The sequence below is a fragment of the Burkholderia sp. HI2714 genome, assembly GCF_002223085.1.
In the GTDB taxonomy this organism is placed as follows: Bacteria; Pseudomonadota; Gammaproteobacteria; order Burkholderiales; family Burkholderiaceae; genus Burkholderia; species Burkholderia lata_D.
In genome coordinates this window covers 373,756-389,507 of the sequence record NZ_NKFM01000015.1, presented here as the reverse complement: position 1 = coordinate 389,507, position 15,752 = coordinate 373,756, and the positions used below count along the sequence as shown (strand labels likewise).

The following is a 15,752-nucleotide window of genomic DNA, read 5'->3' as shown; positions in this document are numbered from 1 at the left end:
GCCTCTAGTTGCCTTCGTTGATCACGAAGACTTGTGGATCGACGAGCATCATCATCATCATTCCGCCCGGGAAGATGTTGTTCGTGGTGATCTCGCGTTCATTGTGCGAATGCCACATGAATGCAAAGCCCGCTTCGCTTCCCGGCGGATTCGCGATCGTGCCGCTCGGCGGCGTCGTGCCGGTCGGCGAGGTCGCGCGGATCGTCGCATCCGGTCCGAGATAGGGACTGCCGCCATACCACGCACCGTTCGTCAGGATGTGCGAGTCGGGCAGCGTGACCGGTCCGCCGCTGCCGACGTTTCCGAACGGATGCGCTTCGAGCGCCTTGTTGTGGTCCGCGCACCATTCGTAATAGTTCGGCGCCGTCGGGTCCGCGGTGTAGTAGCCGTTCGCATCGGGAATGCAGACGCTGCCGTCGCCGGGCTTGTGCCCGTAGACGTCCCAGTTGAGCCCCTTGCCGGTCCAGTAGAAGATGCCGTCCAAGGTTTCGCCCGGCGTCGTGGTCGTGGTGAACAGCAGCGGACCCGCGACTTTGGTCGCGTCCGACTTGGAAAGCAGCAGGTTCCCGTCGCGCGCGAGCACGCGGACGTGATTGCCGTGCTCGTGGAACGGATGCTGCCAGCGGCCCGTGCCGATGATTCGCAGCAGCACCAGCTCGCCGGGGTGCATGTGCGGATTGCCGTTGTAGGGCTGATGCGGATACTGCATCGCATAGTTCGGATCCATGTCGTCCGGCATCGAGCGGCCGTTGATCATGAAGTACGCGGGGTGATAAGGCTCGGTCTCGACGGTCATGCAGCCCGTCGGCAGCGTGCACGTCTTCGCGGCCTCCTGCTCGGCCTGTGTATGAATGCGCGGATCAATTTCGGAGAACTGAAAAAGATACTCACGGTCATAGCACGCCGAGCCATGGTTGTATGCCGCCGCCGCGTTGCGGTAGTCCGGCTGGCCGTCGGGCAGCGTCGCGGCAACTGCGCGGCACCCCGCCGGCACGGCAAGCACGCCCGGCGCCGACGTCGGCAACACGATGATCGCGCCGTAGAGGCCCATCTCGATCTGCAGGTCGCCCCGTGTGCCGCTGTAGTAGGCATGCGTGCCGGGCGTCGCGGCGACGAAACTGTAGGTGACCGTGTTGCCGTGCGCCGCCTCGCGCGTGAGCAGCCCGGGCACGCCGGTGAGCGCGGCCGGACACGAGCCGTCGGGATTGAGCGCCGCCGCGCACACCTGGAATCCCTGAAACAGGATCGATGTGTTGCCCGCGGCCGCCGGCAGGTTGTTCGTGAGCGTCACCGTGATCACGTCGCCCTGCCGCACGATCAGTGTCGGCCCGGGAATCTGCATGCTCGGGCAGCTCGCGCCCGTGATGCCCGCCGGCGAGAATCCCGCCGGCGCCGTGCGGCAGCCGTAGCCCCACGAATAGACGCTCGAGCCGTCCGGCTGGCTGATCCGGCTCGCTTCCGCGCTCAGGTCGAAATGCGTGCCGGTGATGCCCGGCGCGGCGGCCAGAACCGGCCCGCAGAGCAACGCGGCAAGCATTGCCACGGCGAGCCGTACGAGTCGTCCGGCACCCGTGCACATTGCGGTCCGGATGTCATGAGTGAAGTGGCCCACGATATTTCTCCTAGATGCAGGACTTCGTAGCCGGGTCGAGCGCGGCGGGGCAGATGCGGACCTCCGTCATCAGCCCCCCGAAGTTCTCGGCGTCGTTCGACAGGTGATCGAGATTCGGCGTGTAGAGGTAGTAGACCGACCCCGGCGCGTACATCGTCGTGTCGCTCGCATCGAGAATCACGTCGATGGATTCGCCGCCGCCGAGCGTGATCGAGTTCGTGTAGTAAGTCATGTCGTTGCCCGCCATGTCGCGCAGCAGCCGGGCGTTGACGCCGATCACATGCATCCTCACGCCTAGCGACGCGAGCGTCTGGAATTCAGTGACGTCGAGATCGGAAATCCTGAGCAGCGCGCGGCCGCCGGCCGGGATATTGATGATGGTCGGCAGCGGCTGGGAAACATGGGCCGTGCCGTCGGCCACCGGGGTCTGCATCGGCCCCTGGGTCACCGTGTCCGGATAGCTGCGCCCGTTCAGCATGAAGTACTTGTCCTTCATGTCGGTGAACGGTTCCGGATTGAACGTCATCCCCACGAAATGGAAGTTCGGATCGAAGCCGTGTATCTGCACCGGATATTCGACGTCGTACGCGGTCGAACCGTCGCCGTCGTTGTATGCGTAGAGCGTCGGCTTGCCGCTCTTGTCGTTGACGTGCAGCACGCCATTCGAAGGCGGCAGGGGCGTCGAGCACAGAATGTCGTTGCCGCACCGGGTGCGAAGATCGCCTTGTTGCGCCACCAGCGCGGCGTACAGCGACTTGCCGGACGGCACCCGGTTCTGGCGCGGTCGCACGAAGACCTGGCCGACCATCCCCATCTGGAGGTGCTCCGGCGGCGTGATGTGGCAGTGCCAGAAGTAGGTGCCTGCATCGGGCGCGAGATAGTAATAGGTGAAGCTGGCGCCGATGTTGATCGCCACCGACGCATCCGGCACACCGTCATAGAACGACGACGCATTCGGATAACCGTGGAAGTGCACCGTGTGCTGCTCGAACAGGTCGGGGCGCATGATCATGCCGACGTTCGTGAGCGTCAGGAAGAACTCGTCGTCCTCGTCGATCGCCATCTCGGGCGCCGGCATGTTGCCGTTCATCACGCCGATATTCATGATCGGCCGCGGATCCACATGGCCGGTCAACTGGCCCGGCGGCGACGATTCCGGGTCGGGCACGAGACCGACCGCTCCGTTGTAGGTCGCGTCGGTTCTCGGATCGCCGACCGTGTTGAACACCGCCGCGAATTCCGTACCGGCACGGCCGGCCTGGATATCGGCAATGCCGGACAACGGGCCGAAGGCAAACAGATACGTCTGCGTGCCGTCGGCCATGGTGGCGTACCCGTCGCCGCCCGAGATCTGCTGACACTTGATGGCGCCGTTGACGATACCGGTCGGCGTGGAGGTCGGCCCGGTGAAGGACGGTCCGGTGTAGGCAGGTTCCGCACCGCCGGCCGGCACCGCCGTCGGATGGGACGGCGTGGTGAACGGGCATTGAACGCGAAACGTTTGGGCAAACGAGGGAACGGCGCACATCAGGAGCAACAGTGCCGCCACACTGTTGCAACACGCGCGGATACTGAACATATGACCTCCATTCAAGGGGTCCGCCAGCGACACGCGCTGGCCGTCATGCTCTGCTGCAGACGCGGACCGCGAAGCTTTCACGGCCCGTACCGGCATTCTGCGGACGCGCGCGCAAGGCCGGGATGGGTCACCCCCCTACTTTTGCATAGGGGGTCCTCGGCGAATGGCACGCATCGTTTTCGGTATGACCGGGACGCGCGCGGCCGAATGGCGATGCCGCGCGAAGCGGATCGAACCGACGGAAACGACGGCGAGCGCCGAACGACGCAGCGGGGCGCGCAAGGGGCGGGATGACGGGTGACGCGGTAGACTTCGCTGTGGCGCAACGGCTGGGTTTCGGCCGGGCTGGCGGGCTCGCCGGCCAGCGAAGGGAGGCAACGGGCAAAAAAAAGCGCCACGGAGACCGTGGCGCTAAAAAAGTTCTAGCCATTCCGAGGGCCGTGCTAGAACCTGAGAGACTGCGCGAAACATCGTTGCCGGTTAAACTCTTGAAACGATGTTTCGAAAACGTGAGACATTCTTTCCGTTTCCGCCCGACAAGTCAAGCGGTATTTGCACCGGTTCATGCACTTTCTGGCAACGCTCATTTGAGCGTTTTCCTAATAAACCAAGGGTGAACCCGTAAAATCTCATCCAATGACCGGTTCACCCGTGGAACATGCATCCTTTGACAATAGTCCTACAATTCCAACAAAATTGAAATCGAGTTTCGGAATTAGAGAGAATCCCTCGTGTCGACAACTGTAACCCCTCCCGCGTCGCGGGACCGTGAATCGTCGCCCGACGAGATCACCGCCCTTGCCCGCGGCCTCGCCGTGCTGCGTCGCATCGCGGCGGCCGACGCGCCCGTCAGCAACCGCGAGCTGACCGAACTGACCGGCATCCCGAAGCCGACCGTCTCGCGCATCACCGCGACGCTCGTCAGCGCCGGTTTCCTGTTTCAGTTGCCCGACAGCGAGCGCTTCGTGCTCACCGCGTCGGTGCTCGAACTGAGCCACGGCTTCCTGCGCAACTTCGACATCCGCGCGCGTTCGCGGCCGTTCATGATCGAGCTGGCCGAACGCACGTCGCTGTCCGTGCACCTCGCGGTGCGCGACCGGCTCGACATGGTCGCGATCGACGTGGTCCGTCCACGCTCGGCCGTGCTCGTCACGCGCCTCGAGATCGGCTCGCGGATGGACATCGCGCGCACCGCGGTCGGCCGCGCGTATCTCGCCGCACTCGAGGACGACGAACGCCGCCAGTTGCTCGAGTCGCTGCGCACCACGGCGGGCGACGACTGGCCGCATGTTTCCGCACGCCTGAACCCCGCGCTCGACGATGCGATGCGCGACGGCCACGCGATCGCGATCGGCGAATGGCGCGAGGGCCTGAATGCCGTCGCGGCCGGTTTCGTCGGTCCGTCGGGCCAGCGCTATTCGGTGAATTGCGGTGGCGCGTCGCACCAGTGCCCGCCCGAATGGCTGGACGAACACGTGGTGCCCGCGCTGCACGAATGCATCGCGAAAATCACCCGCGAAATCGGCGGCGCACCGGCCCGTCGCATCGCCGTGTAATCGTTTCGTCATCGTCCTGTCGCGTTCTGTAACGACCGTAACCCGTTGAAAGATAGACCGCTGGACTGTAACGGGGACGGGACGTAGGATCATGCCCATCGTCGCGCCGCACTCGCGGTGCGCACCGCTCTTTTCCCGCGCAGACCGGCGGGGGCCCGGACCGAGCCGGGCGCCCCCTCCCCGGCACCGCTCGCCCACGCGCAGCTCAGCAGTCCGATTTCCGGCCCGCCGCGCCGTCTTCCTGACAGATCACGATGGATAACGAACAAAAGCCCACGCCTCCTTCGAAAGAACCCGCGTCCCCCGCCGCGCGGCGCCCGCGCCGCACGCTGATGGCCGGCGCGCTCGCGGTCGTCGTCATCGGCGGCCTGCTGTGGTGGCACCCGTGGAACCGCACGCCGGCGGCCGGCACGGGTGCGAGCGGCGCGGGCGCAAGCGCGGCCGGTGCTGCCGGCGGCCACCGCGGCCGTGGCGGCCCCGCCGCGATGGCGAACATTCCGCAGCCCGTGCAGGTCGCGACCGCGACGCAGGGCGAAATGCCGATCGTGCTGTCCGCGCTCGGCACCGTCACGCCGCTCGCGAACGTGACGGTCAAGACGCAGCTGTCCGGCTACCTGCAATCGGTGGCGTTCCAGGAAGGCCAGATCGTCAAGAAGGGCGACCTGCTCGCGCAGATCGACCCGCGCCCGTACCAGGTCGCGCTCGAGAACGCCGAAGGCACGCACGCGCGCGACTCGGCGCTGCTCGCGACGGCCCGCCTCGACCTGAAGCGCTACCAGACGCTGCTGTCGCAGGACTCGATCGCGTCGCAGACCGTCGATACGCAGGCCTCCCTCGTCAAGCAATACGAAGGCGCGGTGAAGACCGACCAGGCCGCGATCGATTCCGCGAAGCTGAACCTCACGTATGCGCGCATCACCGCGCCGGTGACGGGCCGCGTCGGCCTGCGCCAGGTCGACCCCGGCAACTACGTGACGCCGGGCGATACCAACGGCCTCGTCGTGATCACGCAGCTGCAGCCGATGAGCGTGATCTTCACGACGTCAGAAGACAACCTGCCGCAGATCGTCAAGCAGGTGAACGCGGGCCAGAAACTGTCGGTCACCGCATACAACCGCAACAACACGGTGCCGCTCGAGACGGGCTCGCTCGCGACGCTCGACAACCAGATCGACACGAGCACGGGCACCGTCAAGCTGCGCGCGAACTTCGATAACAAGGAAGGCATGCTGTTCCCGAATCAGTTCGTGAACACGCGCCTGCTCGTCGACGTGATGCGCAACGCGACGATCGTGCCGACCGCGGCCGTGCTGACCGGCTCGATCGGCCAGTTCGTCTACGTCGTGAAACCCGACAACACGGTCACGGTGCGCAAGGTTACGATCGGCCCGATCGACGGCGAACGCACGAGCATCGTCAGCGGCATCGCGCTCGGCGAGCGCGTCGTGACCGACGGGTCCGACCGCCTGCGCGAAGGCGCGAAGATCTCGATCCCGGCCGACAAGCCGAAAGGCGCGTCGGGCGCACGCGGCGCCGGTGCGGCGTCGGGCGCATCGGGCGCCGGCGGCCATCGCGGCGAACGCAAGCACGGCGCGTCGCAGGCAGCGGCCCCCGCGGCCCAGTAACGCGCGGGCCGCTCGATGAATCCCTCCCGCCTCTTCATTCTCCGGCCGGTCGGCACCGCCCTCCTGATGGCGGCGATCATGCTGGCCGGTCTCGTCGCGCTGCGCTTCCTGCCGCTCGCCGCGCTGCCGGAAGTCGACTATCCGACGATCCAGGTCCAGACCTTCTACCCGGGCGCGAGCCCGGAGGTGATGACCTCGTCGGTCACCGCGCCGCTCGAACGGCAGTTCGGGCAGATGCCGTCGCTGAACCAGATGTCGTCGCAAAGCTCGGCCGGCTCGTCCGTGATCACGCTGCAGTTCTCGCTCGACCTGCCGCTCGACATCGCCGAGCAGGAAGTGCAGGCCGCGATCAACGCGGCCGGCAACCTGCTGCCGTCCGACCTCCCTGCCCCGCCGATCTACGCGAAGGTCAACCCGGCCGATGCGCCGGTGCTGACGCTCGCCGTCAAGTCGAAGACGCTGCCGCTCACGCAGGTGCAGGATCTCGCCGACACGCGCCTCGCGATGAAGATCTCGCAGGTCGCGGGCGTCGGTCTCGTCAGCCTGTCGGGCGGCAACCGCCCGGCCGTGCGCATCCAGGCGAACCCGACCGCGCTCGCGAAGTACGGGATGAACCTCGACGACCTGCGCACGACGATCTCGAACCTGAACGTGAACACGCCGAAGGGCAACTTCGACGGCCCGACGCGCGCGTACACGATCAACGCGAACGATCAGCTGACGAGCGCCGACCAGTACAACAGCGCGGTCGTCGCGTACAAGAACGGCCGCCCGGTGATGCTCACCGACGTCGCGACGGTCGTCGCGGGCTCGGAGAACACCAAGCTCGGCGCGTGGGTGAATGCCGACCCCGCGATCATCCTGAACGTGCAGCGCCAGCCGGGCGCGAACGTGATCCAGACGGTCGACGCGATCAAGGCGCAACTGCCGAAGCTGCAGGAAACGCTGCCGGCCGCGCTCGACGTGGAGATCGTCACCGATCGCACGACGATGATCCGCGCCGCCGTGCGCGACGTGCAGTTCGAACTGATGCTCGCGGTCGCGCTCGTCGTGCTCGTGATGTACCTGTTCCTCGCGAACGTCTACGCGACGATCATCCCGAGCCTGTCGGTGCCGCTGTCGCTGATCGGCACGCTCGCGGTGATGTACATGGCCGGCTTCTCGCTGAACAACCTGTCGTTGATGGCGCTCACCATCGCGACCGGCTTCGTGGTCGACGACGCGATCGTGATGATCGAAAACATCGCGCGCTACGTCGAGGAAGGCGAAACGGGGCTCGAGGCCGCGCTGAAGGGCTCGAGGCAGATCGGCTTCACGATCATCTCGCTGACGGTGTCGCTGATCGCGGTGCTGATCCCGCTGCTGTTCATGGGCGACGTGGTCGGGCGCCTGTTCCATGAATTCGCGATCACGCTCGCGGTGACGATCGTGATCTCGGCGATCGTGTCGCTCACGCTCGTGCCGATGATGTGCGCGAAGCTGCTGCGCCATTCGCCGCCGCCCGAGAGCCATCGCTTCGAGGCGCGCGTGCACCGGGCGATCGACTGGGTGATCGCGCGCTACGCGGTCGCGCTCGAATGGGTGCTGAACCGCCAGCGCTCGACGCTCGTCGTCGCACTGCTGACGCTCGCGCTGACAGGCCTGCTGTACGTCTACGTGCCGAAGGGCTTCTTCCCCGCGCAGGATACCGGCGTGATCCAGGCGATCACGCAGGCGCCGCAGTCGATCTCGTACGGCGCGATGGCGGAGCGCCAGCAGGCGCTCGCGGCCGAGATCCTGAAGGATCCGAACGTCGAGAGCCTCACGTCGTTCATCGGCGTCGACGGCAGCAACATCACGCTGAACAGCGGCCGGATGCTGATCAACCTGAAGGCGCGCGACGAACGTTCCGAGACGGCCGCGCAGATCATCCGCGACCTGCAGCACCGCGTCGCGAACATCACCGGCATCTCGCTGTTCATGCAGTCGGTGCAGGACCTGACGATCGACTCGACCGTCAGCCCGACGCAGTACCAGTTCATGCTGACGAGCCCGAACTCGGAAGAGTTCGCGACCTGGGTGCCGAAGCTCGTCGCGCGGCTGCAGCAGGAGCCGTCGCTCGCCGACGTCGCGACCGACCTGCAGAGCAACGGCCAGTCCGTCTACATCGAGATCGACCGCCCGAGCGCCGCGCGCTTCGGCATCACGCCGGCGACCGTCGACAACGCGCTGTACGACGCGTTCGGCCAGCGCATCGTGTCGACGATCTTCACGCAGTCGAACCAGTACCGCGTGATTCTCGAATCCGAGCCGAAGGAGCAGCACTACGCGCAATCGCTGAACGACATCTACCTGCCGTCGGCGGGCGGCGGCCAGGTGCCGCTGGCGTCGATCGCGTCGTTCCACGAGCGGCCGTCGCCGCTGCTGGCCGCGCACCTGTCGCAGTTCCCGTCGACCACCATCTCGTTCAACCTCGCGGCGGGCGCGTCGCTCGGCGAGGCGGTCAAGGCGATCGACGCCGCCGAGAAGGACATCGGGCTGCCCGCGTCGTTCCAGACGCGCTTCCAGGGCGCGGCGCTCGCGTTCCAGGCATCGCTGTCGAACCAGCTGTTCCTGATCCTCGCCGCGGTCGTCACGATGTACATCGTGCTCGGCGTGCTGTACGAGAGCTACATCCACCCGATCACGATCCTGTCGACGCTGCCGTCGGCCGGCGTCGGCGCGCTGCTCGCGCTGATGATCACCGGGCACGACCTCGACATCATCGGGATCATCGGCATCGTGCTGCTGATCGGCATCGTGAAGAAGAACGCGATCATGATGATCGACTTCGCGCTCGAAGCCGAACGCGTCGAAGGCAAGCCGCCGCGCGAAGCGATCTACCAGGCGTGCCTGCTGCGCTTCCGGCCGATCCTGATGACGACGCTCGCCGCGCTGCTCGGCGCGGTGCCGCTGATCGTCGGCTCCGGCGCGGGCTCCGAGCTGCGCCAGCCGCTCGGGATCGCGATCGCCGGCGGCCTGATCGTGTCGCAGGTGCTCACGCTGTTCACGACGCCCGTGATCTACCTCGGCTTCGACTCGCTCGCGCGCCGCGTGCGCGGCTGGTTCGAACGCCACGGCCCGCAAGCCGGCTCGCGCACGGATGCGTAAGCCATGAACCTGTCGCGCCCCTTCATCACCCGCCCCGTCGCGACGACGCTGCTCGCGCTCGGCGTCGCGCTCGCGGGCCTGTTCGCGTTCATCAGGCTGCCGGTGTCGCCGCTGCCGCAGGTCGATTTCCCGACGATCTCGGTGCAGGCGTCGCTGCCCGGCGCGAGCCCGGAAACGGTCGCGACCAGCGTGACGAGCCCGCTGGAGCGGCACCTCGGCTCGATCGCGGACGTCTCCGAAATGACGTCGACCAGCACGGTCGGCAATGCGCGGATCATCCTGCAGTTCGGGCTGAACCGCGACATCGACGGCGCCGCGCGCGACGTGCAGGCCGCGATCAACGCGGCGCGCGCCGACCTGCCCGCCGCGCTGAAGAGCAACCCGACCTACCGCAAGGTCAACCCGGCCGATTCGCCGATCATGGTCGTCGCACTGACGTCGGAAACCGCGTCGCCGGCGAAGGTGTACGACGCCGCGTCGACGGTGCTGCAGCAGTCGCTGTCGCAGATCGACGGGATCGGCCAGGTCACCGTGAGCGGCTCCGCGAACCCGGCCGTGCGCGTTGAGCTCGAACCACAGTCGCTGTTCCATTACGGGATCGGCCTCGAGGACGTGCGCGCGGCGCTGGCTTCCGCGAACGCCAATGCACCGAAGGGCGCGATCGAATTCGGCCCGCAGCGCTTCCAGCTCTATACGAACGACCAGGCGTCCCAGGCGTCGCAATACCGCGACCTCGTCGTCGCGTACCGCAACGGCTCGGCCGTGCGGCTGTCCGACCTGTCCGACGTCGTCGATTCGGTCGAGGACCTGCGCAACCTCGGTTTGTCGAACGGCAAGCGCGCGGTGCTCGTGATCCTCTACCGCTCGCCCGGCGCGAACATCATCGAGACGCTCGACCGCGTGCGCGCGGCGCTGCCGCAGCTCACCGCGTCGCTGCCGGCCGACATCACCGTCACGCCCGTGCTCGACCGCTCGACCACGATTCGCGCGTCGCTGAAGGACACCGAGCACACGCTGCTGATCGCGGTCAGCCTCGTCGTGATGGTCGTGTTCCTGTTCCTGCGCAACTGGCGCGCGACGCTGATCCCGAGCGTCGCGGTGCCGATCTCGATCATCGGCACGTTCGGCGCGATGTACCTGCTCGGCTTCTCGATCGACAACCTGTCGCTGATGGCGCTGATCGTCGCAACCGGCTTCGTCGTCGACGACGCGATCGTCGTGCTCGAGAACATCTCGCGGCATATCGAGAACGGCAAGTCGCGCATGCAGGCCGCGTTCGACGGCGCGCGCGAGGTCGGCTTCACGGTGCTGTCGATGAGCATTTCGCTCGTCGCGGTGTTCCTGCCGATCCTGCTGATGGGCGGCATCGTCGGGCGGCTGTTCCGCGAGTTCGCCCTGACGCTGTCGCTCGCGATCGCCGTCTCGCTCGCGGTGTCGCTCACGGTCACGCCGATGATGTGCGCGCGCCTGCTGCCCGAGTCGCACGACCCGCAACACGAAGGCCGCTTCGGGCGTTTCCTGGAACGCTGTTTCAGCCGCATGCAGCGCGGCTACGAACGCTCGCTGTCGTGGGCGCTGCGCCGGCCGCTCCTGATCCTGCTGACCCTGTTCGCGACGATCGGGCTGAACGTCTACCTGTACATCGTCGTGCCGAAGGGCTTCTTCCCGCAGCAGGACACCGGGCTGATGATCGGCGGCATCCAGGCCGACCAGTCGACGTCGTTCCAGGCGATGAAGCTGAAGTTCTCCGAGATGATGCGGATCGTGCAGGGCAACCCGAACGTGAAGAGCGTCGCGGGCTTCACCGGCGGCACGCAGACCAACTCGGGCTTCATGTTCATCACGCTGAAGGATCGCACCGAGCGCAAGCTGTCAGCCGACCAGGTGATCCAGCAACTGCGCCCGCAGCTGGCGGACGTGGCCGGCGCGCGCACGTTCCTGCAGGCGGCGCAGGACATCCGCGTCGGCGGCCGGCAGAGCAACGCGCAGTACCAGTTCACGCTGCTCGGCGATTCGAGCGCCGACCTGTACAAGTGGGGGCCGATCCTGACCGAGGCGCTGCAGAAGCGCCCCGAGCTGACCGACGTGAACTCCGACCAGCAGCAAGGCGGCCTCGAGGCGATGGTGACGATCGACCGTGCGACGGCCGCGCGGTTCGGCATCAAGCCCGCGCAGATCGACAATACGCTGTACGACGCGTTCGGCCAGCGCCAGGTCTCGACGATCTACAACCCGCTGAACCAATACCACGTGGTGATGGAAGTCGCACCGAAGTACTGGCAGAGCCCCGAGATGCTGAACCAGGTGTGGGTCAGCACGTCGGGCGGCAGCGCGAACGGCTCGCAGACCACCAACGCAGCGGCCGGCACCTACGTCGCGACCTCCGCCGGCACGTCGAGCGCCGGCACGGCCACGCAGAGCGCCGCCGCGATCGCGTCCGACTCCGCGCGCAACCAGGCGCTCAACTCGATCGCCGCGAGCGGCAAGTCGAGCGCGTCGTCGGGTGCGTCGGTATCGACGTCGAAGTCGACGATGATCCCGCTGTCGGCGATCGCGACGTTCGGGCCGAGCACGACGCCGCTGTCGGTCAACCACCAGGGGCTGTTCGTCGCGACGACGATCTCGTTCAACCTGCCGCCCGGCGTGTCGCTGTCGCAGGCGACGCAGGTGATCTACCAGACGATGGCGCAGGTCGGCGTCCCGCCGACGATCGTCGGCAGCTTCCAGGGCACCGCGCAGGCGTTCCAGCAGTCGCTGAACGACCAGCCGATCCTGATCCTCGCGGCGCTGCTGGCCGTCTATATCGTGCTCGGGATCCTGTACGAGAGCTACATCCACCCGATCACGATCCTGTCGACGCTGCCGTCGGCCGGCGTCGGCGCACTGCTTGCGCTGCTGCTGTTCAAGACCGAGTTCAGCATCATCGCGCTGATCGGCGTGATCCTGCTGATCGGGATCGTGAAGAAGAACGCGATCATGATGGTCGACTTCGCGATCGACCAGACGCGCAACTACGGGAAGTCGTCGCTCGACGCGATTCACGAAGCGTGCCTGCTGCGCTTTCGCCCGATCATGATGACGACGATGGCCGCGCTGCTCGGCGCGCTGCCGCTCGCGTTCGGCAACGGCGACGGCGCCGAGCTGCGCGCGCCGCTCGGGATCGCGATCGCCGGCGGCCTGATCGTGTCGCAAGTGCTGACGCTCTATACGACGCCGGTCGTCTACCTGTACATGGACCGCTTCCGCGTGTGGGCCGAGAAGCGGCGCAACCGCCGCGGGAATTCCGGCGGGCCGGCCGTCGCCGGGGAGTAAGGGCGGGCGCGGGCGGGGCATGTCGTACCGCCCCGCTCCGTTCGTCGGCCCGCGCCGCCGCGAAGGTCGCGCGCAGCCGGCGCCCGCGCCGGTGGGCCGCGACGACGGCCGATGACGCTCAGCGGTGGTCGGCCTCGGCCGGATCGGCCAGCGCGTCCGACAGGCGCCGCGCCGCGTCGTCGATCATTTCCGGTATCTGCCGCCATCGCGCGTCGCCCGGCACATCGAGCGCGACGCCGATCGCGAGCGCACCGTCCGCATCCACCGGCATCGCGACGATGCCGGCCGCCTGCCGGGACGCGCCCTGCCGGCCAATCCGCCGGACGGGCTGGCCGTCGGGCTCGGCGGCATCGTTTTCACCATCCACATCTGCCACCGCCCGCCCCGCGAACCGCGCGCCGACGCGCGTGACGAAGCAGGCGGCCCCGTCGGGCGCCGCCTGCGCGAGCACGACCAATTCCGCGCCATCCCGTCCGAGCAACTGCGCGGCAAGCCCGCTGCGCGCGCACAACGCGTCCAGCACCGGCTGCGCATGCGAGACTTCCGGCCGCGCACCGAGATACGCGGCCGCGACCCGCGCGGCAGCCGGCCCGGGTCGATAGCGGCCGTGCGGATCGACAGCGAGAAACGCGTGCCGAACCAGCGTTCTCAGCAGCCGGGCGATCGAGTTGCGCGGCACGCCGAGCCGCGACGCGAGGTCCGCGGCGGTCGCGGACGACGGCCCGGCCGCAACCGCTTCGAGAATCGCGAGCCCGCGCGCGAGCGCCGGCACCCGATGGCGCGCTGCGCGGTCATCCATGTCGTGCAAGGTCATACAGGTCCCGTGCGTTGCGCGCATAGCGGCGCGGCGCCATCCCCGACCAGCGATGGAACGCGCGCGCGAACGCCTTCTCCGACGTGTAGCCGACCCGCTCGGCGACCTCGATCAGCCGCAGCTTGCCGTTCGCGAGCTCGCCGCTCGCCAGATACATCCGGTAGGTGGTCAGATGACCGATCGGCGTCTCGCCGACGAGTCCGGCGAAACGCGTGCAAAAGCGCGAACGCGACATGCCGGCCTCGGCCGCGAGGCTCGCGAGCTGCCAGTTGCGCCGCGGATCGCGATGCATCAGCGCCATCGCGCGGCCGATCTGCGGATCGGTGAGGCCACGCAGCCAGCCCGTGTGATTCGCCGACGATTGCAGATGCGCGCGCAGCAACTGCACGAACAGCACGTCGGCCAGGCGCGTCGCGGCGACGGCCCAGCCCGGCTGGCACGCCATCGATTCCTGGATGAAGCTCTGCAGCGTGCTCGCGAGCCACGGCGCCACGGCCGCATCGTTGGCGCGCACGTGGATCAGCGTCGGCAACACCGAGAACAGCGGACTGCGCACGATGTCGCGATACACGACGATTCCCGTATAGAGTTCGCTGGTCGCGCCACCGCCGCCCGCGACAAACTCGAGCGGCGTATCGAAGCGCGGCCGGATGCCCTTGTCGGCCATCAGCGTATCGAACGGCACGGGCGGCACGTCGAGCGACGACCCCATCACGTGCTCGTCGCCGTGCGGCAGCAGCACGAAGTCGCCCGGCTCGACGTGCACGGGCGCTGCGCCGGCGACCGACAGGAAGAACGGGCTGCCCGCGCAGGTGCGAAACGGCGCGCCCGCGACGGCCGGCTTGCGGATCGCCCACGGCGCGCTCAGCGTGAAGCGTCCCGTGACCACGGCATCGGCCCGCAGGTCGGTCAGCACGTCGCTGAGAAGATCGGTCGTCATCGTCGAAATCTCCGTGGAGCGCGCCGCCGCGTCAGAAGCGCTGCTGGATGCCCGCCATCGCACCGACCTGGTTGTGGCCGGTGCCGACCGTGCCGCCTGCCGCCACCGCCGACGTGCCGAGCGCGCTGTTCATCATGTAACCGACGGACGTATAGACCAGCGTGCGCTTCGACAGGCTGTAATTGGCCCGCCCGACGAACAGGTTCGAGTCGTAGCGGGCACGCAGCAGATAGCGCACGGCCTGTGCGTCGAATGATAGCGCCGGCGTCGCGTAGACCGTGCCGCCCGCGAAAAAGAGGTCCGACTGGCTGTGGGCCGCGGCCGCCGTGTTGCGGCGGATCCAGCCCGCGCCGAGTTTTGCGATGCCGAACTTGACGTACGCATCGACGATCGTGCGCGTGTCCGTATAGCCGGGGCTCGACAGCGGCGCCGACGCGCCCGTGCCGCCGTGCATCACGTCGTACGAAGCCGCCACGCCGAACTGCGGCGCGTCGTACGCAACCATCATCGTATATTGCCGGCAGGCCACGGGGTCGCCCGGCACGTTGCCCGCGCAGTTCGTGGCCGACGGGCCGGCCGGGCCCGCAGCGTCGCGCCCGGTGCTGTACGTGCCGCCGAGCGTCACACCGCCGAAGTGGCCGAGATAGCCGATTGCGCTGTCGCTGCGCGCGTTCGGCAGATAGCCGTCGAAGCTCGCCATCGAATGAATCGACGGGCCGATCACGTCGGCGTTGAGCAGCACGAGCATCGACATGTTCATCTGCCGCCCGAGCGTGAGCGTGCCATACGGCGAATCGATGCCGACGTTCGCCTGTCGGCCGAACAGGCGGCCGCCGTAGTTCAGCGCGCCCGAGTTCAGCGCGAAGCCGTTTTCGAGCACGAAGAACGTGCGGTAACCGCCGCCGAGATCCTCGACGCCGCGCAACCCGAAGCGCGACGGCACTTCGCCGGTCAGCGACGGCATGCCGGCGACCGCACCACCGCCGGCCGCATGGTTGTAGTACTGCACGCCGGTGTCGACGATGCCGTACAGCGTCACGCTGCCCTGCGCCTGCGCGCCCGGCGATGCGGCGGCGGCAGCCGCGAACGAGACGGCCGTCGCGGCCGTACGAATGGTTTTCATCGAAGTCTCCAGACCAATTGTGTAGTTATGCTTTCTATTGATCGGCGACGCACGCGGCGCCG

At 67.5% G+C, this 15,752-nt stretch carries 9 protein-coding genes; 4 read left to right on the top strand and 5 right to left on the bottom strand.

The features are described from left to right. Positions 1-4 precede the first annotated feature (4 nt). Positions 5-1,579, bottom strand: coding sequence for a multicopper oxidase family protein (locus CFB82_RS06400; RefSeq protein ID WP_069247540.1), 1,575 nt, complete (start codon positions 1,577-1,579; stop codon positions 5-7). Between the two features lie 43 nt (positions 1,580-1,622). After that, positions 1,623-3,191, bottom strand: coding sequence for a multicopper oxidase domain-containing protein (locus CFB82_RS06395; protein WP_069247539.1), 1,569 nt, complete (start codon positions 3,189-3,191; stop codon positions 1,623-1,625). 731 nt (positions 3,192-3,922) lie between these two features. On the opposite strand from CFB82_RS06395, the gene CFB82_RS06390 reads away from it, so the two are divergent. From CFB82_RS06390 to CFB82_RS06375, 4 genes are all read left to right on the top strand, one after another. Continuing rightward, positions 3,923-4,747, top strand: coding sequence for an IclR family transcriptional regulator (locus CFB82_RS06390; RefSeq protein ID WP_069247538.1), 825 nt, complete (start codon positions 3,923-3,925; stop codon positions 4,745-4,747). 254 nt (positions 4,748-5,001) lie between these two features. Next, complete coding sequence (locus tag CFB82_RS06385; RefSeq protein WP_089483632.1) at positions 5,002-6,372, top strand: MdtA/MuxA family multidrug efflux RND transporter periplasmic adaptor subunit; 1,371 nt, start codon at positions 5,002-5,004, stop codon at positions 6,370-6,372. 15 nt (positions 6,373-6,387) lie between these two features. Beyond that, on the top strand, positions 6,388-9,501 hold the full coding sequence (locus CFB82_RS06380) for an MdtB/MuxB family multidrug efflux RND transporter permease subunit (protein ID WP_089483631.1): 3,114 nt from the start codon (positions 6,388-6,390) through the stop codon (positions 9,499-9,501). A 3-nt stretch (positions 9,502-9,504) separates the two neighbouring features. After that, positions 9,505-12,813: an efflux RND transporter permease subunit gene (locus tag CFB82_RS06375; protein ID WP_069247535.1), complete on the top strand. Its 3,309-nt coding sequence runs from the start codon at positions 9,505-9,507 to the stop codon at positions 12,811-12,813. A 118-nt stretch (positions 12,814-12,931) separates the two neighbouring features. Here CFB82_RS06375 and CFB82_RS06370 read toward each other — a convergent pair whose 3' ends face one another. From CFB82_RS06370 to CFB82_RS06360, 3 genes are read right to left on the bottom strand one after another with little or no spacing between them, the layout of a single operon-like run. Beyond that, the gene (locus CFB82_RS06370; RefSeq protein ID WP_089483630.1) at positions 12,932-13,627 is read right to left on the bottom strand and encodes a helix-turn-helix domain-containing protein; all 696 of its coding nucleotides are present in this window, start codon (positions 13,625-13,627) and stop codon (positions 12,932-12,934) included. Continuing rightward, positions 13,605-14,567: an AraC family transcriptional regulator gene (locus CFB82_RS06365; protein ID WP_089483629.1), complete on the bottom strand. Its 963-nt coding sequence runs from the start codon at positions 14,565-14,567 to the stop codon at positions 13,605-13,607. Before CFB82_RS06365 ends, CFB82_RS06370 begins: the two co-directional genes overlap by 23 nt. 31 nt (positions 14,568-14,598) lie before the next feature. Next, positions 14,599-15,690 carry a porin gene (locus CFB82_RS06360; RefSeq protein WP_089483628.1) on the bottom strand — a complete coding sequence of 364 codons (1,092 nt, stop codon included), beginning with the start codon at positions 15,688-15,690 and terminating at the stop codon, positions 14,599-14,601. Between the last annotated feature and the right edge of the window lie 62 nt (positions 15,691-15,752).

Coding starts and splice junctions, on each gene's coding strand:
- CFB82_RS06400 (WP_069247540.1), bottom strand. CDS start 1,579: ATGTGCACGGGTGCCGGACGACTCGTACGGCTCGCCGTGGCAATGCTT.
- CFB82_RS06395 (WP_069247539.1), bottom strand. CDS start 3,191: ATGTTCAGTATCCGCGCGTGTTGCAACAGTGTGGCGGCACTGTTGCTC.
- CFB82_RS06385 (WP_089483632.1), top strand. CDS start 5,002: ATGGATAACGAACAAAAGCCCACGCCTCCTTCGAAAGAACCCGCGTCC.
- CFB82_RS06380 (WP_089483631.1), top strand. CDS start 6,388: ATGAATCCCTCCCGCCTCTTCATTCTCCGGCCGGTCGGCACCGCCCTC.
- CFB82_RS06375 (WP_069247535.1), top strand. CDS start 9,505: ATGAACCTGTCGCGCCCCTTCATCACCCGCCCCGTCGCGACGACGCTG.
- CFB82_RS06370 (WP_089483630.1), bottom strand. CDS start 13,627: ATGACCTTGCACGACATGGATGACCGCGCAGCGCGCCATCGGGTGCCG.
- CFB82_RS06365 (WP_089483629.1), bottom strand. CDS start 14,567: ATGACGACCGATCTTCTCAGCGACGTGCTGACCGACCTGCGGGCCGAT.
- CFB82_RS06360 (WP_089483628.1), bottom strand. CDS start 15,690: ATGAAAACCATTCGTACGGCCGCGACGGCCGTCTCGTTCGCGGCTGCC.